20 protein-coding genes are annotated in these 21,728 nt (G+C 65.4%); 15 read left to right on the plus strand and 5 right to left on the minus strand.

From position 1 onward, the window contains the following. Nucleotides 1–38: 38 nt before the first annotated feature. From F0U60_RS37125 to F0U60_RS37160, 8 genes are all read left to right on the plus strand, one after another. Nucleotides 39–1,001, plus strand: a complete 963-nt coding sequence (locus tag F0U60_RS37125) for a Nit6803 family nitrilase (RefSeq protein ID WP_395806785.1) — start codon at nt 39–41, stop codon at nt 999–1,001. Next, complete coding sequence (locus F0U60_RS37130) at nt 988–2,100, plus strand: MSMEG_0568 family radical SAM protein (protein ID WP_395806786.1); 1,113 nt, start codon at nt 988–990, stop codon at nt 2,098–2,100. Before F0U60_RS37125 ends, F0U60_RS37130 begins: the two co-directional genes overlap by 14 nt. Then, nucleotides 2,100–2,657, plus strand: coding sequence for an MSMEG_0567/Sll0786 family nitrogen starvation N-acetyltransferase (locus F0U60_RS37135; RefSeq protein WP_395806787.1), 558 nt, complete (start codon nt 2,100–2,102; stop codon nt 2,655–2,657). The genes F0U60_RS37130 and F0U60_RS37135 overlap by 1 nt, the downstream gene beginning before the upstream one ends. Further along, nucleotides 2,650–3,642 carry a sll0787 family AIR synthase-like protein gene (locus F0U60_RS37140; RefSeq protein WP_395806788.1) on the plus strand — a complete coding sequence of 331 codons (993 nt, stop codon included), beginning with the start codon at nt 2,650–2,652 and terminating at the stop codon, nt 3,640–3,642. Before F0U60_RS37135 ends, F0U60_RS37140 begins: the two co-directional genes overlap by 8 nt. Before the next feature lies 1 nt (nt 3,643). Beyond that, the gene (locus F0U60_RS37145; RefSeq protein ID WP_395806789.1) at nt 3,644–3,946 is read left to right on the plus strand and encodes an MSMEG_0570 family nitrogen starvation response protein; all 303 of its coding nucleotides are present in this window, start codon (nt 3,644–3,646) and stop codon (nt 3,944–3,946) included. A gap of 35 nt (nt 3,947–3,981) precedes the next feature. Further along, the gene (locus F0U60_RS37150; RefSeq protein ID WP_395806790.1) at nt 3,982–5,214 is read left to right on the plus strand and encodes an MSMEG_0569 family flavin-dependent oxidoreductase; all 1,233 of its coding nucleotides are present in this window, start codon (nt 3,982–3,984) and stop codon (nt 5,212–5,214) included. A gap of 269 nt (nt 5,215–5,483) precedes the next feature. Further along, nucleotides 5,484–6,329 (plus strand): collagen binding domain-containing protein, encoded by an 846-nt coding sequence (locus F0U60_RS37155; RefSeq protein WP_395806791.1) that lies wholly within the window; start codon nt 5,484–5,486, stop codon nt 6,327–6,329. Between the two features lie 421 nt (nt 6,330–6,750). After that, a complete protein-coding gene (locus tag F0U60_RS37160) occupies nt 6,751–7,767 on the plus strand; it encodes a LuxR C-terminal-related transcriptional regulator (protein ID WP_395806792.1) in 1,017 nt (338 codons plus the stop codon). Between the two features lie 10 nt (nt 7,768–7,777). Here the strand turns inward: F0U60_RS37160 and F0U60_RS37165 are convergent, their stop codons facing one another. Then, on the minus strand, nt 7,778–8,905 hold the full coding sequence (locus tag F0U60_RS37165; protein WP_395806793.1) for an oxygenase MpaB family protein: 1,128 nt from the start codon (nt 8,903–8,905) through the stop codon (nt 7,778–7,780). 3 nt (nt 8,906–8,908) lie between these two features. Then, a complete protein-coding gene (locus F0U60_RS37170) occupies nt 8,909–9,790 on the minus strand; it encodes a hypothetical protein (RefSeq protein ID WP_395806794.1) in 882 nt (293 codons plus the stop codon). A 205-nt stretch (nt 9,791–9,995) separates the two neighbouring features. Here F0U60_RS37170 and F0U60_RS37175 point away from each other — a divergent pair, with 205 nt between their 5' ends. The 7 genes from F0U60_RS37175 to F0U60_RS37205 all read left to right on the plus strand — a co-directional run bounded on the left by F0U60_RS37175 (nt 9,996) and on the right by F0U60_RS37205 (nt 17,133). Continuing rightward, nucleotides 9,996–12,032: a CHAT domain-containing protein gene (locus F0U60_RS37175; RefSeq protein ID WP_395806795.1), complete on the plus strand. Its 2,037-nt coding sequence runs from the start codon at nt 9,996–9,998 to the stop codon at nt 12,030–12,032. A gap of 218 nt (nt 12,033–12,250) precedes the next feature. Continuing rightward, nucleotides 12,251–13,279, plus strand: coding sequence for a CBASS oligonucleotide cyclase (locus F0U60_RS37180; protein ID WP_395806796.1), 1,029 nt, complete (start codon nt 12,251–12,253; stop codon nt 13,277–13,279). Continuing rightward, nucleotides 13,276–13,767: a hypothetical protein gene (locus tag F0U60_RS37185; RefSeq protein WP_395806797.1), complete on the plus strand. Its 492-nt coding sequence runs from the start codon at nt 13,276–13,278 to the stop codon at nt 13,765–13,767. The genes F0U60_RS37180 and F0U60_RS37185 overlap by 4 nt, the downstream gene beginning before the upstream one ends. Further along, a complete protein-coding gene (locus F0U60_RS37190; RefSeq protein WP_395806798.1) occupies nt 13,767–14,666 on the plus strand; it encodes an ATP-binding protein in 900 nt (299 codons plus the stop codon). Before F0U60_RS37185 ends, F0U60_RS37190 begins: the two co-directional genes overlap by 1 nt. 281 nt (nt 14,667–14,947) lie before the next feature. Beyond that, nucleotides 14,948–15,244: a hypothetical protein gene (locus tag F0U60_RS37195; protein WP_395806799.1), complete on the plus strand. Its 297-nt coding sequence runs from the start codon at nt 14,948–14,950 to the stop codon at nt 15,242–15,244. A gap of 257 nt (nt 15,245–15,501) precedes the next feature. After that, the gene (locus F0U60_RS37200; protein ID WP_395806800.1) at nt 15,502–16,245 is read left to right on the plus strand and encodes a hypothetical protein; all 744 of its coding nucleotides are present in this window, start codon (nt 15,502–15,504) and stop codon (nt 16,243–16,245) included. Nucleotides 16,246–16,332: 87 nt separating this feature from the next. After that, entirely contained in the window at nt 16,333–17,133 is an 801-nt protein-coding gene (locus F0U60_RS37205) for a hypothetical protein (protein ID WP_395806801.1), read from the plus strand. A 134-nt stretch (nt 17,134–17,267) separates the two neighbouring features. Here the strand turns inward: F0U60_RS37205 and F0U60_RS37210 are convergent, their stop codons facing one another. The 3 genes from F0U60_RS37210 to F0U60_RS37220 form a co-directional block, all read right to left on the minus strand. Beyond that, nucleotides 17,268–18,512, minus strand: coding sequence for a YncE family protein (locus tag F0U60_RS37210; RefSeq protein WP_395806802.1), 1,245 nt, complete (start codon nt 18,510–18,512; stop codon nt 17,268–17,270). 175 nt (nt 18,513–18,687) lie between these two features. After that, a complete protein-coding gene (locus F0U60_RS37215) occupies nt 18,688–19,563 on the minus strand; it encodes an OmpA family protein (RefSeq protein ID WP_395806803.1) in 876 nt (291 codons plus the stop codon). Between the two features lie 229 nt (nt 19,564–19,792). Continuing rightward, on the minus strand, nt 19,793–21,721 hold the full coding sequence (locus F0U60_RS37220; protein ID WP_395806804.1) for a DUF6055 domain-containing protein: 1,929 nt from the start codon (nt 21,719–21,721) through the stop codon (nt 19,793–19,795). Between the last annotated feature and the right edge of the window lie 7 nt (nt 21,722–21,728).

Genomic DNA, 21,728 nt, shown 5'->3' on the forward strand with positions numbered 1-21,728 from the left:
GGGAGGGGGGCCGCCATTTCCAGCAAGGACCTTCCGCCATGTCCAGCATTCGTGCCGCCGCCGTGCAGCTCAGCCCGGTGCTCTACAGCCGTGAAGCCACTGTCGCGAAGATCTGCGCGCAGATCCTCGAACTGGGCCGAGACGGCGTGCAGTTCGCGGTCTTTCCCGAAACCGTGGTGCCTTACTACCCCTACTTCTCCTACGTCCAGGCCCCTCTGGCCATGGGCAAGGAACACCTGCGCCTGATGAACGAGTCGGTGAGCGTGCCTTCCGCCGTCACCGAGCGCATCGGCGAGGCCTGTCGCGAGGCGGGCATGGTGGTGTCACTGGGCGTCAACGAGCGCGACGGCGGCACCCTGTACAATGCCCAATTGCTGTTCGATGCCGACGGCCGACTCATCCAGCGCCGCCGCAAGATCACCCCGACCTACCATGAGCGCATGGTCTGGGGCCAAGGCGACGGCTCTGGCCTGTGCGCGGTGGACAGTCGCGTCGGCCGGATCGGCTCTCTGGCCTGCTGGGAACACTACAACCCGCTAGCACGCTACGCGCTGATGGCCGATGGCGAGCAGATCCACGCGGCGATGTTCCCCGGCTCGCTGGTGGGAGAGATCTTCGCCGAGCAGATCGCGGTCACCATCCGCCACCACGCGCTGGAATCCGGCTGCTTCGTGGTCAACGCCACCGCATGGCTCAGCCCGGAACAACAGGCGCGGCTCATGGAGGACACCGGTTGCGCGATTGGACCCATCTCCGGTGGCTGCTTCACCGCCATCGTCTCACCGGAAGGCAAGCTCCTCGGCGAACCACTGCGCGGCGGCGAAGGGGTGGTGATCGCCGATCTCGATCTCACGCTGATCGACAAGCGCAAACGCATGATGGACTCGGTCGGCCACTACAGCCGTCCGGAGCTGCTCAGCCTGCTGATTGACCGCCGAGCCACCGCGCACGTCCAGGAACGCCGCGAGCCCCTCGAGGAGGCCAACCATGTCCGTCGGTGAAACCCTTCCGGTCGAGCCACTGCCGGCCAACGACCTGCTCGTCGAGCTGCAATGCCATGGCGTCCGCTGGCAGGGCGCCGACGGCCTGTCTCGCAAGGGTGGCGCCGGGCCTTCTGATCACAAGGCACTCAGCCTGGGCGAGCGCACGGCCATGGTGCCAATGCTCAACCGCGCCTCGCTGGACTCGCCCTACTCCGCCGTGCCCGACGAAAGCGGCACGCAGGCGCTGATCTTCCGCGAGGGCCTTCCAGTGGGCGAGGTGCAACTGCCGGGGGTACCACGCTTCTACGGCCTCACGACCGCCGACGGCACTCCCTACTGGAAGCTCGCCACCCTGCACAGCCGCGACGTGCTGGCCACCACGGTGCTCCAGCACTGCATCCGCATGAACGAGGCCGCCACCGCCTGTCAGTTCTGCGCCATCGGCCAATCGCTGGCCGCCGGCAAGACCATCGCCCGCAAGCGCCCGGCCCAGCTCGCCGAAGTGGCCCGGGCGGCGGTGGAACTGGACGGCGTCAAGCACATGGTGATGACCACCGGCACACCCCAGACCCCGGATCGCGGCGCCGCCATCCTCTGTGAATCCGCCGCCGCGGTAACTGCCGCGGTGAACCTGCCGATCCAGGCTCAATGCGAGCCGCCGGACGACAATGCGTGGTTCCAACGTCTGGCGGACAGCGGCGTGGTGTCGCTCGGCATGCATCTGGAGGCGGTCACCGACGAGGTCCGCCAGCGGATCATGCCGGGCAAGGCCGGAGTGCCGCTGACGCGTTACTTCGATGCCTTCGCGGCCGCCGTCTCGGTCTTCGGTCGCGGCCAGGTGAGCACCTACATCCTCGCCGGCCTGGGCGACAGCGAAGACGCCATCGCCGCCATGGGCGAGCGTCTGGCCGCGCTCGGGGTGTATCCCTTCGTGGTGCCGTTCGTCCCCATCGATGGCACCCCGCTCGCCCACCACCCCAAGCCCGACAGCGCGTTCATGCAGCGGCTCTACTCACGTCTGGGCGTCAGCCTGCGCCGTCACGGACTGCACTCGGAACGCATCAAGGCCGGCTGCGCGAAATGCGGGGCCTGCTCGGCGCTCAAGGGGTATGAGTGATGAGTGCCTCCTTCGCTCTGGTGGCAGATACCTTCGAGCCCTGGCGCGCCGACGACCTGCGGATCAAACCCGCCAGCGAGGCCTGGGAACGCGCCGATTATTATGCCCTGCGCCGCGCGGTCTTCGTCGGTGAGCAGCGACTGCTGGAACAGGACCGCGACACCCGGGATTTCCAGGCCATCCCCATCATCGCCGTGGCCCACGCCTGCGGCATGGCCGACCGGGTGGTCGGCGCGGTGCGCATCTACGAGGACAAAGACGGCCTCTGGTACGGCGGCAGGCTCTGCGTGGCGCGGGACTACCGCCGCCATGCGCAGATCGGCCAGGCACTGGTGAACGAAGCGGTGGCACGGGCCAAGGACCTCGGCTGCCATACCTTCCGCGCCACCGTGCAAGCGGCCAACGAGACCTGGTTCCAGCGCTTGCACTGGCGCAGCCTGGAACGCATGGAGCTGCTCGGCCAGCCTCACGTCCTGATGCAGGCGGAGCTGGAGCGCTACCCCATCCTGCCACGGCAGAGCGGCTCATCGTCCCGCGAGGAGCACCGTCATGGCTGAGCTCGCCACGCTGCTGGCGCGTCTGCGCGAGACGCCGGCGATGCGCGCCAAACAGGCCCTCCAGCATCCGGCCCGGCGCCTCGTCGGCCCGCCCGGGAAGGGGGAGGAGCGCTACATGCAACCGGGGGACGATACCGCCGCGTTCCGCTGTGGCGACGGATACCAGCTCCTCGCCATGGAAGGCATGTTGCCCGCCTTCGTGGAGCAGGCCCCCTGGTTCGCGGGCTGGTCCGCCGTGATGGCCAACGTCAGCGACATCGCCGCCATGGGTGGCCGTGCCCAGGCGGTAGTCAATGCCTACTGGCACCACGACGCGGCCGCCGCAGAGCAACTGCTCGCCGGAATGGAAGCAGCCTGTGCCGCCTACGGCGTGCGCCTCGCTGGCGGCCACACCCACCAGGCACCGGGCCATCCGGTCTGCCTCGCCGTGGCGATCACGGGCTGGGCGCGAACGCTGCTCTCGACCCTCCACGCGGCACCCGGCCAGTTGCTGGCGATGGCCGTCGACCTCGATGGCCACTGGCATGGCGATGCGCCCTACTGGAAGGCCTTCGAAGGGGTGCCGGACGAGCGCCTGCGGGCCAGACTGGAACTGCTGCCGACCCTCGCCGAGGCCGGCCGCCTGCGCGCCGCCAAGGACATCAGCAACGCCGGCATCCTCGGCACCCTGCTGATGCTGCTGGAACCCACCGGCTGTGGCGCCCGGATCGATCTCGACGCCCTGCCATGTCCGGCCGGAGCCCCATTGGAGCGCTGGCTGCAAGTCTTCCCGAGCTACGGCTTCCTGATGACCCTGGACGCCGCGGATTGGCCATACGTGGAGGCCACCTTCGCCGCCGAGGGCGTGCACTGCGCCGCCATCGGCCAACTCGATGCCAGCGCACGACTGGTGGTCGAGCACTCCGGCCAACGCGCTGAATTTTGGAACCTGCGGGAGAGGCCCTTCACCGGCTTCGCTTGCCCGCCCCTGCCCGAGGATCACTGAAATGCCCGCCGTGAACATCAAGCTGCGCTGGCCTGATGGCCAGGAAAGCACCATCTACTCTCCTTCCACGATCGTCTACGAGCACTTCAAGGCCGGCCACAGCTACCCGCTGGCGGACTTCCTCTCCCGCGCCGAAACCGCGTTCAACGCGGCGTCCGAGCGCGTCAAGCAGGTCCGCGGATTCTACTGCAGCTCGGCGATGGACAGCCTCGCCCACCTCCGCGTGCTGGCCCGCCAATACCCGGCCCGCAAAGCCCGCGTCGAGGTGCTCGACCTGCACACCCACGGCGCCGATCAGGTCTGACACGACTGCGAGGCCTCGCCCCAAAGGATCATCCCATGTCCCATCACAACGTCATCGTCATCGGTGGCGGGCAGGCCGGTCTGTCCGCCAGCTATTACCTCCAGCAGCGAGACATCAACCACCTGGTCCTGGAGAGCCGCACCCTCACCCATACCTGGCGCGAGCAGCGCTGGGACAGTTTTACCCTGGTCACCCCCAACTGGCAGTGTGCACTACCCGGTGCTCCCTACCGGGGTGCTGATCCACATGGCTTCATGAAAAAGGACGAGGTCATCGCCTACCTGGACGGCTTCATCGCGACGGTGCGGCCACCGGCCCGCGAAGGCGTCACGGTGCAGCGGCTCGCCGCGCGCGCCGAAGGAGGCTATCAGGTGATGACCAGCGCCGGGGAGCTCAGCGCCGATCAGGTCATCGTCGCCACCGGCGGCTACCACACACCGCTCATCCCGCGCTTCGCTGAGCGACTGCCGCCGTCCATCCACCAACTGCATTCCGCGCAGTACCGCAATCCCCAGAGCCTGCCGGCGGGTCCCGTGCTGGTGGTGGGCTCCGGGCAATCCGGCGCACAGATCGCCGAGGATCTGCACCTGGCTGGCCGCCAGGTCCATCTGGCAGTGGGTGAGGCACCTCGCTGTGCGCGCTTCTACCGCGGCAGGGACGTGGTCGCCTGGCTGGAGGACATGGGTTACTACGCCATCAGCGTGGACAAGCACCCCTTGCGCGAGGGAGTGCGCGACAATACCAATCACTATGTCACAGGGCGGGATGGCGGGCGCGACATCGACCTGCGCGTGTTCGCCATGCAAGGAATGCAACTCCATGGGCGGCTGGAGGGGCTGGAGGGTGGAACACTGCGTTTCGCGCCAGACCTGGCCGCCAACCTGGACAACGCCGACGCCGTCTACAACCGAATCAACGCCAGCATCGACAAGTACATCCAGGAACGCGGCATCTCGGCACCGCCGGGTTCGGTCTACCAGCCGGTCTGGCGGCCGTCCGAGGAGCGCACCACCTTGCCAGTCGATGGCCTCGCCGCGGTCATCTGGTGCATTGGTTTCCGCCCGGACTTCACCTGGATCGACCTGCCGGTATTCAACGGCCGCGGTCAGCCGAGCCACGTGCGCGGCGTCACCGCCATGCCCGGTCTGTACTTCCTCGGCCTGCCCTGGCTGCACACCTGGGGCTCCGGGCGCTTTTCCGGCGTGGCGCAAGATGCCCGGCATCTGGTGGACCGCATCGCGGCGGTACGCAGCGGTGCACTGAACTGAGCTTCGCCTCCATCGCGAGCCGCGTCTTCTTCTCTGGTTCGCCATGGCGGCGTGCGCTCCGTCTCAGGCTCCACCCTCTCCGCTGTCTCCTCTGGCCCTCTCGCCTCTTCCCGCTTCGGCTCTGCCCCCTCTTGAGGGAGCGCGTGTGAATTTCTGGACGCTCCCCCCCGTCCAGGGGGCCGGCCGAAACACTGTGGGGCTTCGTTCTCCCACGTGGAAGGGCCATGCGCCGGTCCCCGGGGCGCATCCACCAGGGAAGGACACAACACATGCGAACGAATCGAAGGGGAGCGCTCGTGGCGCTCCTGATGGCCGTGATTGCCGTGCAGGGCTGCGGATCCGACGACGAGGTCGATGACGCAGTCAGCACCGGGACGATAACCGGCACTGTGACGTTGGACGACGGCGCGTCGCCCGAGGGCGTGGAGGTCGAATCCCTCGACACGAGGGCCACCGCCCTCGCGGACGTGCAGGGACACTTCACCCTCAAGAACTTGAAGGCGGGCTCTCAGACGCTCGTGACCGTCCATCCGGGCTACGAGGTCCAGCAACTGGAGGTGGAGGTGAAGCAAGGGGAGACGACGGACGTCTCCATCACCCTCAAGCGCATCAAGCACAAGGTGTCCGGCACCGTCCAACTGGAGGGGGCATCCTCGCACGAGGGCATCACGGTGATTCTCGAGGACACGGCCTTCAGCACCACCACGGACGCCCAGGGACGCTTCGTCTTCGAAGGGGTGACGTCGGGCGCCTACTTCCTGTTGGCCTCGAAGGACGGCTATGAGGAGCGGAGCAAGGTGCTGGCGGTGATAGAGGACACGGTCGTGGAGCCGTTGACCCTGCCGGTCATCGTGGAGCCCAGCCTGGATGGCATCGTCTACCTGTCGGACAACGGCTCGCCCGTGGGCGTCACCCTGACGCTCGAGGGCACGGCGTACAGCACCATGATCGACAACGACTCTGGCTACTTCCGGTTCACGAACGTCCCGCCCGGCGCCTATACGCTGGTCGTCTCGAAGCAGGGCTACATCACCCAGACCCGCGCGGTGACGGTGGGAGGAGAGGTGTCGACCTTCTTCTTCCAGCTGGAGCGCAACCCGAGGCTCGTGGAATAGGCAAGCGCTTCCCCCAAGGGGCTGCGCGGCCTGTCCCTGCCCGGGCGCACAACTCGGGCGGCCCCTGTCTGCGGCCCCTCTCGCGTATAGGCAGGATGGGGTGGGGGATGGAGCGGAGGGGGCGAGGAAGGCCGCTGAGGGGTGACGCCAGGGCTGTGCGCCGGGCGCAGCCCTCTTCAGGCACACGCTACGCTGGAGCCACTCTCGTCCTCGACGTGGGCAATCCCAGGTGCTCCACAATGGCCCGGCCCCATCCACTCGCGGCATGCGCTCCTTCTCAGGCCCCACCCTCTCCGCTGTCTCCTCTGGCCCGCTCGCCTCTTCCCTCTTCGGCTCTGCCCCCACTTGAGGGAACCCTAGCGGATCAAGCCACGCCGACGCCCGACTGTCGTATGATTGAGGTCTGCCCAGGAGCAGTCGCATGGCCAAAGCTGATCTACTGAGCATCGTGGAGGCCGCCTACCGCGTGGAGTTGGAGGACGCCACGTGGTTGGCGGGGCTTGCAGAGGTGGTGCTTCCTCATCTCGACGACGGCTTCGGAGTGGCCGCCTTCGAGTTCTACCGGCCGGGAGATGGCCTGCCGGAGGTGGTGCAACGGTGCCATCTGGGCATTCCGGACAAGCTCGCGGCGATCTACCCGACCATCTTCCAGACCATGGATCCCGAAATCCGCCAACGGCCCTTCCGCATGGGGCCCTGCATCACCGGCAGCCAGATGATGGGAATGCGGCGGGGGTTCTTGGATGAGCCGCACATGAAGCAGTACGCCCAGAAGTTCGGGATGTACGACTCCTTATGGATCACCGCCGCCGAGCCCTCCGGACGGGGCTGTGGATTTCACGCGGGCCGGTCGCGGCTCACCCGGGCGTCGGCGGCACAGGTGCGGCAATGGGGACGCATCGCCGCTCACCTCTCCACAGCCGTTCGCTTGCGACACGCGCTAAAGGGGCTCCCGTCGGGGAGGGCCGACGCCGAACCCGAAGCCATCTTCGACCCCAGCGGCAAGATCCACGATGCGACCGGGGAGGCGCGAAGCGAGCACGCCCGCGACTTATTGCGGCGCGCGGTGCTGATGCTCGAGAAGTCGCGGGGGCCCCTCCGGACAAAGGACCCGGAGAAATCCCTGGCGATCAGGAAGGCGCTCGTGGCCGGGCGCTGGTCGCTGGTTGACCAGATCGAGCAGAACGGCGAGCGCTACATCGTCGCCCGCCAGAACGAGCCCACCGCACCCGGCCCGGCGCTCTTGAGCAAGCGGGAGAAAGAGATCGTCGGGTACGCCCAGCTCGGGCACCACGACAAGCTGATCGCCTACGAATTGGGGATCGCTCATTCAACGGTGCGCGTGCTCCTGGGACGAGCGAAGGCGAAGCTGGGCGTCCGCAGCCGGAAGGAGTTGCTGGACGTCTGCCGAGGCGCGGCCCGTGCCAAAGCAAACTAACGCAACGGCGCTAACGGTCCGCGTGCAGGCCCCAACGACCCCTGAAGGCCTGTGGCACATCGAAGGGAGTATCCGCATCCGGGCGCTTGTGGAGAATCATGCGCTGGGCGAACTGTCTGGCCACCCAACTGCGACGTCGCCGCGCCCCCGGAACCCAGTCCAGCCAGCGCAGGATCGTTCGCTTCTGGGCTGCCCTGACCGTCACAACCCACCTCGTCCAGTTCGCCTTCGGGAGCTCCAGCGCCGCGGCCACGTTCTTTCCAAAGACCGTATCTTGGAGAAAGAAATGGGTAAGGCTCGCGGCATATCCCGGGACAGGGAACAGCGTCTGCACTGAGTTCAACAACTGCGCCGTCAGTTGACGTCCTTCCGGCGTGGGGCGGACTTGGCGCACGCCGATCCGCAACGCCAAGAGGGCCGCCTCCTCCTCGCTCGAGGGCAGAAGCGAGGGTTCCACTCCGAGGAGACGCCCCACCGCAGACCACGCCGCGATGTACGCGTCCGCTTCCGCCGATGTCACCCTCGCCCCCATTCTCCTGAGCCCGTGCAGGGTAGCGATGGAGAAGGTCAGCAACGTTCCAGCCTGATCCTCCTGATTGATCGGCAGCCCCCACTCAGCGCGCCAGGGGTTGGCGGCATCCAACTGGACCCGCCGTCGCACGAGCGCATGAATCAGCCGGACCTTGCGCGTCGCGAGCCAACCCACCCCTCCCTCCTCCAATTCACCGGGCTGCATGACATTTACGACCATCTGCGCCGTGTCGCAGAGACGGCGGATGGGATCGTCCTTCAGCCGGCGTGAACGATAAACCACTTGGACACCGTGGCCCGCGGCGTAGGCCAGTGGCAGGGAATAGGAGCCCAGGATCATGAGAACCTCCGGTCCATAGAGACCAAAGAGGTGCTGCCCTCTGGCGATCACGTCCCGATCTACGAGGTCAATCCGGGGCAGCGCCGGCAGGTAGCTACGCACCAATGGATCGGCCTCGGGCACCCGCTGGGTTCGAAACAACTCCCGCAGCAAGCGATCCAGCGACTCCGGGCCCCGGGTCGCGACGTGGTCGGCGATCAGCTCGTCCACGCCGGGGTCACCGACACTCCGCATCCTGTCTAACCATTCACTGCTCGCGTTGAACATGGACTACTCCTCCGGAACCACCACGAGCTCGATGCCGTGCCGCCTGGCGAGCGCGCCAATCCCTCCGTCCGTCACCACGTAGGTCGAATTCCTGCGCGGCTCGGTCCCCCGGATGGGCTCGGACGCCTGTGGCAGCAGATCGCATATCTGCTGGAAGTACTCCGGCTCGCTCAACTCTCGCTTGAACCGTCCGGCGGCGTCCATCCAAGTGGTCATCCGGGAGAAGGCCCTCTCGTGGAAATCCTCATCGACGTACGCGCGATGCAACTCGCGCTGGAGCCCTTGAAGCTGCACGGAGGGTTCCTCCCGCTTCGCCCGAAGCAAGCTCAACAAGTCGTGCATCCGCCGGTAGGCCTGCTTCGCAGTCAGCTCCAACGTCGCCGCGAGCGTGAAGAACTCGCGCACGTTCATAGCGCCGAGTTCCCGAGTGAACTCGGGCACGGCGCCTGGGGCGAGCACGGCTCCGGCCATGACGACAAGCCGAGAAAGGGCATGGCCCAAGGTCGGCCGCGCCGGCGTGAGGTTGCACAGCAGTTGACCCTCGAACGCACCGATGGCCTGAATCACCGCGGGTGCCAGCGGCCCGCCCCCGAGACTCAACAGCCCTGAGGCGAGGCGCGCACGTGTAAACTCCGTGTGTATCGCCTCCTGTTGCCAGATCTCCGTCAACGTATCCCAGGCCGCGCGCTCCGCCCCACTCTTCGGGTCGGGCAGGCGCACCTTGCGCTGCGCTTCGCCATATACCTGGTACACGAGTGCTTCCCGGCGCGCCGCGATCTCGAGCCAAGCGCGCAACTCGCCCTCAGGATCCCCACTGAACTTCTGGCTGTACTTCGCGGCGAGCGCGCTCGTCTCTGCGACGATCTTGTATTTCAGTCCGTTCATGACACTCCCAAATTAACAACGGGAAAGGCATTCCCCCGTCAATCATTTCCGGGAAAGTGTTTACGCTCCCGCGTAAACATCAGTCAGGTGGCGCGCGGCCACGCTCGTGCCCAAAATTCGTCGCAAACCTTTTCGGGCACGAACCCACAAGAAATTGCGCCAGGACTCGAGTCCTGAAGACGGCTGGCTTTGCGCGGAGCACTTCATGAACAGCTACAGTGAATTCCACCTACGCGTCACGCAGAACGGGCCGGATTTGTACCGGGTGGCCGTGCTCTCGTCCCCCGTCGGCAGTACCAGCGCGACCACGCCGCTGCGCCTGAACGTGTCTCGCCTGCGGGAGCTGTGTCACCAGATCCAGGCGGCGTTGCTGCAGTCGAGATCACGTGACGCGGCGATCGATAGTGAGCTCGCGCGGATCGGCGAGGAATTGTACGAGGCGATCTTCCCGCAGGGTCAGGTGCGTGACGTCCTGACTGCCTCGCTGGGCGTGCTCTTCTCGTCCGAAGAGCAACAGCAGCGTCTGCGCCTCTGTCTGCACTTCGATCCCGATGACGCCGAACTCGCGTGGCTCGCCGAGTTTCCCTGGGACGTCTTGTGGATCCCCCAAGTCTTCCCGGCTCGCCACGCGGCATTGGACCATCGTCTCTCGATCGTCCGCTGGCTGGATGTGACACGACCGGCCCGGTCACCGACGTTCGCTTCACCTCTGCGAGTGCTGCTGGTGCGCGCAGGAGCGCGCGGGTATGGCGGTCTCCAGTACCAAGCGGAGCAGGACAGCATCACTGATGCCCTGTCCAACATCTCTGGTGTCCGATGCGAGTCCCTGGACATGCCCACCCGCCAGGAACTGCGGCGCAAGCTCCGCGTCTTCAACCCTCACGTGCTTCACTTCATGGGGCACGGCAAGGTGGATGAGAACACCGGGAGCGGGTGGGTCTACCTGCGGGATGAGATGGGGAACCCCGCGCTGCTGCGCGCGAAGGACGTCGCGGAGCTCTTCAGTGGCCCCCTCACTCCGCAGTTGGTGGTCCTCAACGCGTGCCAGTCGGGGCGCGGGACGCTGTCGGTCAATGGCCATGGGAGCGTCGCGGGAGCACTGGTCTCCCAGGGAGTCGCCGCGGTCATCGCCATGCAGTTCACGATCTCCGATCGGGCGGCGATGGCATTCACCGCAGAGTTCTATACCCGCTTCGCGGAGGGGGCCTCAATCGATGACGCGGTCACCGAAGGCCGACTGGCCATGCGGTCGAAGGTGCCTGACTCATTCGAATGGTGCACCCCTGCCCTGTACATGCGCGCCGGGGCGGCGGGAGAGATGCTCCAGCATGCACCGTCGAACTCATCGACTCAGACGGAAGAGGGATGTGACCGAGCCCAGGACGGGCTCACCTCCTCCAGCGAGCCGCCGCCCGCGCCGGTTCCATCGCAACGGTCGCTCATTCTTATCCGCCACGAGGCCTACAAGCAGGCAACCGAGCAGCCTGGGCCGTCGGATGCGCCCACGCTCTTCGCGGGTCGGGAGCCTCGCGTGGTGGCCATCGACCAAACGGTGGGGCTGGAACAGCGCGACTGGAGGAACCTGGAGGCGGAGGTGAGACGGTTGGCGGCGCGAGATGGCGAACTCCGGCGTACCTTCGCGGAGCGGGATGCCGATATCGGTTATTACGGCTTCCCGTTCGTGCCGTTGGCGGTGCTGGCGGGATACCTAGCGAAGAATCGCCAGGTGCACGTCTTCGAATACGTCTCGGGCCGGTTCCAGTGGGAGCCCGGATCGGACACCCCACCTCCGCCGCTGAACGTGGACGTGCAGACGCGAGGGGCGGGTAAGGCCGCCCGGATTTGCGTTTCGGTGTCCGCACTCGTCGACCTGTATGACTGTCGGCACGTACTTCCTGACTCGGACGTGATGTTGGACCTGCATTTCGCGCTCGCGACGACAGGGCGGGGCAGCGTGCGGCGCGAGGAGCAGCTCAAAGCCTACGTGCAGGTGATTCGCGAGACGCTCGACAAGCACATCACCTCCAACCGGGACCCGGCTCGCCGTCCGGAGAGCGTGCACCTCTTCGCTGCCGTCCCCGTGAGTCTAGCCTTCTACCTGGGGGACGCGCTCACTGCGAGCTGGTTGCCTGAATGCTTCGTCTACAACTACGGCCTTCCCTCGGAGCGGCCCCGCTACAAGTGGCGGCTCAGCCTACAGGCGGCATTCGAGGGCCGGCGTTCCATCAAGATCTTCAAATAACGAGGAGGCGAAAAGATGGCTGACATCCAGATGCAACCCCTGCCTCCACCACGCCGTCGCCCTGCTACGTCTACAACCTCCTGAAGAGCGACCGCCTCATTTATCGGTGGCGTGTATCGCGCAAGGCCCGCGGGCCTTCAATCCCGCCGTCAATCAGATGGAGGTCGCGAGAATCCAGGCGGAGCGACCCTCGATGCATCCCTCATGAAAGGTGTTACATGACACAGTTGAGCACACGCAGCACCCTGCACCGCCGGATGAGCAGCTTTGTCGACTGGATCCGCGGCGGCGACAAGGATGAACTCATCATCAAACAGTCAGGTGAAATCCGAGAGCGGATTGTCAACCAAGCCGAGAAGGACGGACTGACCGTGCGATCCACCCCAAACTCCGGATCGTTCGCCAAGAAGACCGGTTTGCGAAGACACCTATTGGGTGACTCGTCGGTCGAGGGGCAGGATGTGGATCTGCCGTTCGTCATCTCGCCCAAGAACGAGGACGGCGTGCAGATTGACGAGCTCCTCGGACGCTTCGCCCGTTACGCCGCCACCTGTTATCCGCAGACGAAGCGAAAGCCAACGAGGAGCTCCATTCAACTGGACTTCGCGGCTAGCAAGCTCCGCTACGACCTGGTCCCCATGCTGGCGGTCCCGGGGGACGACGAGGCGCAGATCCTGCTGCGCGGCGACGGCAAGAGGCGCCGAACCTCCGTGCAGAAGCACATCGAGTTCGTTACCCGGCGCAATCGTACGAGCAATGAGCTGCCGGGCCGCGTCCGTTTCAACGAGTGCGTCCGCTTGCTGAAGTGGTGGCGGGAGTTCCGTCAGGCCCAGGCCCGCGTCATCGAGGACGTGCCGTCCATCCTGCTCGACCTGCTGTGCGCGCATGCGTACGACCGCTGCTCGGTCGAGGAGACATATGCGGGCACCCTCGCGCGCTGGTTCGATCTGCTCGCCGGTACGGTGCGACGGAGGGAGCTGGTGGCCTTCGCCGACTTCGGCCTCAACCCCCCGGCGTCGTCCGACGCGCTCTGGACGGTGCTCGACCCCGTCAACGCCGACAACAACATCGTCTCGCAGTGGAACTCGTTCCAGATCGAGGAACTCGGAGACTGGCTCGAAGAGGGCTTCGACGTCATCAACCGTGCCATCTCGGCGGACCACCGGGACGACGACAGCGAGAGCCTGGAGTCGCTCGTCGAATTGTTCGGCAATCCCTTCAAGCATTACTGCGAGGAGAATTCGTGACGTACACGCAAACGCAGGCGGCATCGATGAGCTCTACGGCCACCGAGGCCCGGGTCCGCGAGGTGATGAAGCACGTCTTCGCGGACATCACGGGGCTCGCGACGCGCGGGTTCACGTCCCACGAGAGGGCTGCGAAGTGGCGGGATGATCTCACCTGGATGTTGTCCAACGAGGTGATCTCCAGCTTCGAGCTCCAGCTTGAGGCGCCGGGTCAGCCCACCCGCGGGTTCCACTACGACGTGAGCAATGACGGCTCGATCCAGGAGGCGGGCCGGTCGGGCGGTATGCAGCTCTATGCGTTCCCGAATGGCACCAGGGCCTCAATTGTCGTGTCGTTCAAGAGCCCGCTGCCGGACGAGATTGAGGCGGAGATCAAGGCGCGGAACTGGACCTCTCCCGCCACCTACCTGAAGGGAGAGAGGACGCGGGACCGCGCCTATTCATGCGACGGGTATGGCGTCATTCGCAATCGCGTGGGGGATTGGTAATGGCTCCATTGAACCTGTTGGAATCGGTGCATCCCTCGAAGCAGGCGCAGGAGCGTTTTGATGGCCTCCTCGGTATTGACATGCAAAAGCAGCAGCTGCGGGACGAGCTACTGCTCCTGCTCGCGCCGGAGCGGCTCGAGAAGTGGTTGGAGCGCCACCATCCGGACGGACTGCTCTTGGCGGAGTCGGCCCGGCGGTCAACGCCGCTCGTGATCTTGAGCGGTGAGGTGGGCTGTGGGAAGACCGCACTCGCCACCTCGGTCGGCACGCCCGTGGCGAAAGAGCTGGGGTCGAGGGTGGTGGTGCTCGAGACGCCCTCCGACATCCGTGGGACCGGCATGGTGGGCGAGCTCTCGGCTCGTATCACTGACGCCTTCTCCCAGGCGAAAGCGAAAGTTCGTAAGGACTACGGGCTCCTCGTCATTGACGAGGCCGACGATCTCGCGCTCAGTCGCGCGGAGCTCCAGGCGCACCACGAGGATCGGGCGGGCCTCAACGTGCTCATCAAGCAGCTCGACCTGCTGCAGCGGGAGGATCATCGGCTCGGAGTCGTGATGATCACCAACCGGATCGGTGCGCTGGATCCCGCGGTCCGACGCCGCGCTGCGCTCGTACTCGAATTCTCCCGCCCGGGAGCCACCGAGCGCCGGGGCATATTCGAACAACTCCTCACGGGGTGCCCACACACGGTGGCTGACATCAACCGGCTGGTGAAGCAGAGTGAGCGGCCCGTTCCCTATTCGTATTCAGATCTCTTCCAGCGGGTGGCGCGCGCCGCGTTGCTAGAATCATGGCGGCGGGACGAGCCGTTGAAGCCCGAGAGCCTAGCCGCCGTGATGGCGGATGTGGAACCCTCGCCTCTCCTTGGAGAGGGGGCGGGTTCCCGCCCGAGGGACTAAGTGACTGTTTCGGTAGGAATGCGGACCTTCCCTCCGACATCATGGTGCGCGCCCGCTGTCACGCTCATGCGAAACGGCGGCGACTGTGAAGGACGTCGAGCCAACTGAACCGGCACCGCCTCCCTCTGCACAGGCTCCGCTGGAACATCGAGCACAACCAGGCTTGGCGTGCTGCCTGAGTTGGTGAGCCAGCGTGGCGGGCCGCCCACATTCCGGATGGCCCGCCACGTAAAGCCGCTTCATCCCTTCTAACTGTCCCCTTTCGGGGACGAGGTACTTCAATGGTTTTGATGATCAGCTACGACCTCAACGGGCACGAGCGCTCGAAGGACTACGAAGTTGTGAAGTCTTTCATCGAGAGGAACTCCATCTCCTGGGCGCGTCCACTCAGGTCCCAGTGGTTCGTCGAAACGTCAGAGTCGCCGAATTGGTGGACTGACCAGCTCAGGAAGCTCATCGACCAGGACGACCGTCTCTTCGTTTGTCGGATTCCCCCGAACACGAACTTGTACCAGCCCTCTTACCAGGGCTATCTCGACAACGAGATTTGGAACTGGCTGAACCCCCGCGTCAGGTGAGCACCCACCAAGACAGTTCACCGTCGCACCGCCTCACCCTGCGGCGCTCGCCTCAACTATGGGCGAGCGCCGTTTTCTTCTGCGGATGGCATTCTGGGCCTGGAGCGACCTGTCAGGCATGTTAGACCACGCTAACCCCATGGAGTGGGGACACCAAGAAGGCGTGTCCGGCGGCGCACTTGGGGTGTTGAGGAGTGTGCCAGCCCTTTATGGTCCCCTCCCCACCCCCACACAGTAATGAGAGGAGCATGTTGGCCATGAAAGAGCGTGGAACCAGGACGAGGAGCACCTTGGGGCTGGCGGGTTTTCTAGTGGTGCTCGTGACGGCCCTTGGCGCTCATGCGGAGCCGCCCTCCTCCACGCTCCCTGGCCGCAAGCCAGACTCCTGGGAGCCCTGGGGCGCGTTTCTTGGCAGGGCCGCACATACGGCCGTTGGCATTGAGTACAGCGCGCGGCATCCCGCCAGAGTCGTCTTCCTCAACACCGCCAGTCTCTCCAGAATCGTGAAGGAGGGGAAGTTAGGGGACCCCGAGCGTCTTTCGGAGCTCGTGAGGCTCTTGCGCCCGGACATCACCGATACCAGCGCCCGGGTGCTGTTCGAGGTGAAGCCGGATAATGAGAAGTCGCATGCGGAAGCGAGAGAACAGGCGAGGCGCTACCTGGCGGCCCTGAATGAGGCCGTTGACCCTGACAAGAAGCTCGTGGGAGGCACCGGGTTCGAGGGGTCACTCTTCCTCGAATTCGAGAACGGGGGCGCACTCTGGCAGTTGTCCTGGCGCACGCCCGAGCCCGGAGTGACGCTGTACCGCTGGAGCTACCGGCGCAAGAAACCCCATGCATCCTGGAAGGAGCGCGCGGCCCAGAAGGAAGAGGCGTTGCCCAGGGAAGAGGTAGAGCACCGCGGTGAGCTGGCCGAGCAGGCCATCCGGGCCGCCTATGAAGGGGGTAAACGCCCCAAGGGCTTCCAGGGCCAAGTCTACCTGCCTGGGGATTGCCATTGAGCAGCAGGGAGGCGTTTGCTGCGCTCGGAGCGGGCGAAGGAGCTGGCGCTTGAGGAGCACCTGACCGCGATGGTAGGGCCAAACACCATGACCACGGAACAATCCCCGGTGCTCGAGTTTCCAGCGTGGCTCCATGGCACCACCGCCGCCATTCTCCGCAAGGTGAGAGCCGAGGGCAAGTGGTGGGGCCGGGAATACCTCGAGACCGGTGCCTTTCCCCAACCCCGGCAGATGCGCGCGGTGGCTCCCGGTGAGGTACTGGTGATGCACTCAGGGGCCGAGTTCGACTTGGGCCGCACTGGCTGGTGGGTGCACCTGTTCGGCGAGGTTTTCACCCGATTGGACGAGTGCGTCCAGAAGCAGGAGCGCCAACCCATGGAGGAGGCCTTCGAGTCCTTCTGCCTGAGTACCCCTTGGGGGGCGCTCTACCATGCCGTGTCTCCGCCGCCGCCGCACAGCGCTGAGCGAATGGCGAACCGGCTCGCCTCGCAGCTGCGCTTCTGGGAGGTGCTCCAGGGCCCTCGTTACGCGTTCCGGTTCGGCAAGAGGTACACACTGGAAGAACTCATGGAGGACCTCTGGCACAAGACGCTGGAGGCATGGTGCCCCCAAGGCCCCGCGTCGGTCCGCGAGCACCTGTCCCTCACAGTGGAGCGCATGGCTCGCGCCAACCGGGAGGAGAGCCTGGAGGCCGTGCTCCGAGTCATGCCCGCCGTGGTGGAAATGGACACCGACTTGAAGCACCGAGAGGAGCTCAGGGATCCGGGTTTCCTGCGCGAGCGTCTCTCCGCGCTTCCGACGAAGAAGTTCGAGGACCTCTCCAGCGCCTACATCTACGCGGTGAGCGGGCAGTTGTGGGACTGGTACAGGGAGTTGGAGCGGCATTAGCACTAACAACCGTCTCTACGTGTAGAGGTCGATGCTGTGGCCGCTCTTGCGCGAGGTGTGCGTACGGAATTCGAGGAGGTCCTTCCGCTGGACGGGCCCGGGCGATGAGGTCCGGGCCCTCTTCCGCCAGTTCTTCAGGGGAAGAGCGACGCCGCGAGCTTCGCGGTGCGCGCACGCTGCGGGTGGTCGCCGACGGGAATGCGGGCCACCTCCTGCTCGGTCGCGTAGGAGATGACCGACACGGTGTCGTCGCCCGCCACCGAGACATAGCAATAGTTTCCGTCGGCGCTGGTTGTCGCCCAGTAGGTCCTCGCGCCAAGCGGGTGGATGCGGTAGCGGAGCGTCTCGCGTGAGACGATCGCCGCGTAGTTGGACATCGTTCCCGCCACGCAGAGCTTGGTCCCATCGCCGCTCATCGCGAGTCCATGGTGGGCGGAGTCGAGGATGTACTGGTCGCGGCGCAGCGCCTGGGTCTCCGGGGGCACCGGCAGGTGGGCAAGCCGCGTCACGCGATCCTCCTGCAGGTCGTACTCCACGAAGCCGTGGAAGAACGACACCTGGAAGTAGAGGAACCGCTCGTCGGGGGACAGCGCCATCGGCCGGACCGACGGGCTCATCTCTGGCATTCCGAGCTCGGCGAGCTTCTCGCGCATGTTCATCCTCCGGAGGACCTGCAGCGTGCGCGCATCGACGATCTGGAAGATGCGCTCACCCTTGGTGCCATCCAGCTCCGGGCTATCGAATGGCGTGTAGACGAAGCCGATGCTGGCATTGAAGATCTTGCTGCCATCGCGGGAGTAGTTGTTCTCGTGCGGGCTGTCCCCTGTGGAGAAGGAGCCGACGATGTTCCCCGTGGCGGTGTCGATCATGTTCACGCGATTCGCCGTCGAGGCCGAGACGGCGAGCCGGGCACCATCCGGCGAGATGGCCATGTGGTCGGCGCGCTGACCGTCGACCCGCGTCCGCCAGCGGATCCTGTTGGTGCCCACCTCAATGGCGACGACGTCCGCGAAGCTGGGTCGCGAGACGTAGATGACCTGCCCGTCCTTCGAGGCGAACATGTCATCCACGAACTGATCGTGGCCCTCGCCCACCTGCTCGCGGATGAGCAGGAAGTACGTCAGACGCGCCGGGTCGAGCAGGATTTCCTGCATCCGCTCGCTACGGTCCGGAATGACGTTGATGCGCTTCAGCCGCTGGTAGGTCCGCACGTCAATGACGTCGGCGGTCCCATCCCAGTTGTTGCCAACCAGCAAGACGTCGCGCATCGACGTCTGGGCGGCGGCACTGAACGAAACCAACATCGATACGGCGGCGAACAACGAAACGGCTCGAGCGCGCCATCGGCTCAGGCTCGCGCCCACTTGCTGGGTACCCATAGCTGGACCTCCTCAGGACGAGTCAGCGTTGCAGTCCGAACCGCAACGGAAGAGGAGTACCAAGCTACGCCGCGGCATCGCCCCCACCGAAGGAAGGGGAAACGCCCTTAACCGGAAAAAAAACGCGTTGGCATGGGGGGACCGGGGCAGGCAACCGCCCCGGCCCACCCCACCACTACTTCTTCTTCGCGGCGGGTTTGGCGCCGGAGGCCGGCTTCACCGCGGGAGCGGGAGCGGGCTCCGGAGCCTTCTTCACCGAGGCGGCCACCACCGAGGACGGGGCCTGCTCGGCGGGAGCGAGGACGATCTCGATGCGCCGGTTCAGGCTTCGTCCCTCCGCCGTCTGGTTGGAGGCGATGGGCTGGTACTCGCCATAGCCCAGCGCGGAGAGCATCGTGGGCGGCACTCCCTGCTCTTGAAGCAGCTTCACGACGACGAGCGCGCGCGTGGTGGACAGCTCCCAGTTCGAGTCGAACTCCGTCTTCGCGTCCGCCGGCACCGGCACGTTGTCCGTGTGGCCCTCGACCCGGATGATCTTCCCCTGCACGTCCTTGAGCGCCTGCGCCACCTTCGCCAGCGCCTCCTGGCCCTCCTTGTTGAGCTTCGTGCTGCCTGAGGAGAAGAGGATCTTGTCCTTCATCTTCACCACCATCCGGCCCTTGAGCTCGGACAGCTCGATCTTCCCGGTCTTGATCTCCTCCTTGAGGCTCTTGGCGAGGTTCTCGTACTCGCTGGACTTCTTCTCGAGCGCCTCCTTGGCCGCGGCGAGCTTCTCGGTGCTCCGCGACAGCTCCTGGTTGAGATCCGACAGCTCGTCCACGCGCTTGCGCAGCGCGCGACGCTCCGCGTCACTGTTCGCGAGCGAGGACTCCAGCTCCGCGTTCTCCTTCTGCGCCTTCTCGGCCGCGGCCTGGAGAGCCTTCATCTGCTCCTGTTGCTCGTCGTACTGCTGCTTGAGGGTGAGCGCCTCCTGAGACTTCGACTCGAAGGCCTTCTTCGAGACACACCCGACCAACGGAACCAGCAGGACGACACACCAACGCATGCGCATTCGAGGCTCCTTGGGTTGAAAGAGGGCTCTTATACCTCCGAGCCCACCCGAACGAGAGGGCGCGTGTTCCCCACCTACGGAGTCGAACGTGGGGAAACACGACGGTGATACGCGAAAACTTCCGTCAGAGCCGCGCCTGTATTCTCAGAGTGCGCTCCGCGGTTCACAGGCACAACGGGGCGGCGGGTTCTCATCCCGCCGCCCTCCCCTGCCTCCGGACTCCCCCGCGCTACGGCCGCCAGGTGTACGGCGGCGCGATCGTGACGTCCGTCGTGTTCGAAGCGGCCGGGGTGCCCGGATCGACGAAGCCGAAGTAGGTGCCGCTCGACTTGTTGATGCCTACGCCCCGGTATTCGATGTCACCGATGAGCTGCGCCGTGCCCGACACCGACTGCTGGCCTTCGTAGAAGCCGAGCGGATAGAAGGTGGAGGCAACCTTGGCCGAGCCGCTCACGCGGAAGCCGTTCGTCAGCACCGAAAGGCCGGTGACGGTGCCACCGGAGACGTTGCCCGACAGGACCACCGCGTGATCCTCAATGCGCGCCGAGCCGCTCACGGTTCCGCCAAGCACCTGCGCGTAGGGGCCGACGTACACGCTCGCCGGAACGCTGCTGATCACGCAGCCGCCGCCGTTCGAGTGACGCTGCGTCCCCGAAGGACAGGCGTCTTGCGTGCCGTTCTTGAACCCCTCGGGCCAGGCATTCGCGAGCTGCACCATCCACGGATAGCGATGGATGGTGTTGTACATCTGATCCCAGACGATCTGCTTTTGCACGGAGGGCGTTCCGACCACGACCAGGAAGAGCGCTTCGCCGGGATTGACGCAGAAAGTGAGCTCGCCGTCCGAGCCGCGCTGCAGGGCGCTATAGCGTGGCGTGGTGATGGCGCTGTCCGTGGCAACAAGGCCCCAGCGCCAATCGGAGTCCGCGCCACTTTGCGTCACACCGCGGAAGGTCACGGTCACGCTCGTGGCGCCCGTCTCCGGGTAGAGCCGCACGATATTGTAGCCCCAGCGCTGCGGCGCCCAGCCGGTCGGCGTCACGAAGCGCCGAGTCGTCGCGTAGCTCCCATCCAGCGGTTCGAGCTGGGTCAGCCGGAGGCGCTGCTCCGGCCTCGACTTGTTCATGATCGAGCCGTACCGCGCACGATAGGTCGGGCCCTGGTTGCCGCCGCTGGTGGGGGGCGGATCCTTGTAATCCCAGGTCACGTTGTGCATCGCCCACTCGCCGAAGAAGTCGTTCATCTGGCTGATGTTCCAGCCGCGCGTCTTCATGATTTGCGAGAAGGGATCGTTGCTCGGGCTGCTCGTCCAGATCTCGTTGACCGCGCTGTAGCAGTACTTGTCCTTCAAGAACTCCATGAACTGCCAGTTGCAGTAGCGATCGCGCGTCGAGCCCAGGTAGACGTGCGGCGCGTTCACCGACATCTCCGAGCAGTGCACCTCGTTGCGGTACTCGGGGAGCTGGTGAGGCATGAAGTTGGCGTGGCTCTCGTAGATCCAGCCACAGGTGTTCGACTGGTTGCACGTCATGCCGCCGCTCACGCTCTGCACGGCATGCATGAACTCGTGCGCGAGCCCCCAGCGATCATTGAGCGCACCGGTTCCAATCCACATTCCCATCCGTGTCGAGCTCCAGGCGCCGCCGGAGAGGCCCCAGTCGGAATGAACGTGGATGCTGACCTTGGTCTTGTTTGTCAGGTTGCAGAGCGGTTCCTTGAAGAAGATCGGCGACCCGAAGTAGACCTTCCAGATGGTATTCTCGAGTGTGTCGAGCGCGGCCTGAGCCGTGGTGCTGGAGATGGCCTCATCCGAATAGATGGCGAAGTGCGCGGACTCCTTGATCAGCTTGAAGTTTGAGTGATCCGGATCCGGTCCACCCGCCCTCCAGGTGCCGGCGGTGCAAGCCGGCGGCGAGGTCGGGCAGCTCGTCGCCCAGGCCGTCGTCGTGGTTCCGGGATCACACGCAGCCGCGAGCTTGGACTCACTGCTGCCATCGGACCCACCACTGCCTCTCGTGCCGTCGCTGAGGCATTCACTGCCGGAGCATTCGCCGGACCCCGCCTCTTCCGCCGTCATCCCTCCGTCAAGCAGACACCCGGTTCCGAAGACGCCCACCATGAGCAACAGGGAGGACGTACGTAGTGTCTTGTGGGTCATCGTGGTT

The organism is Archangium minus, from assembly GCF_044360475.1.
GTDB classification, from domain to species: Bacteria; Myxococcota; Myxococcia; order Myxococcales; family Myxococcaceae; genus Archangium; species Archangium minus.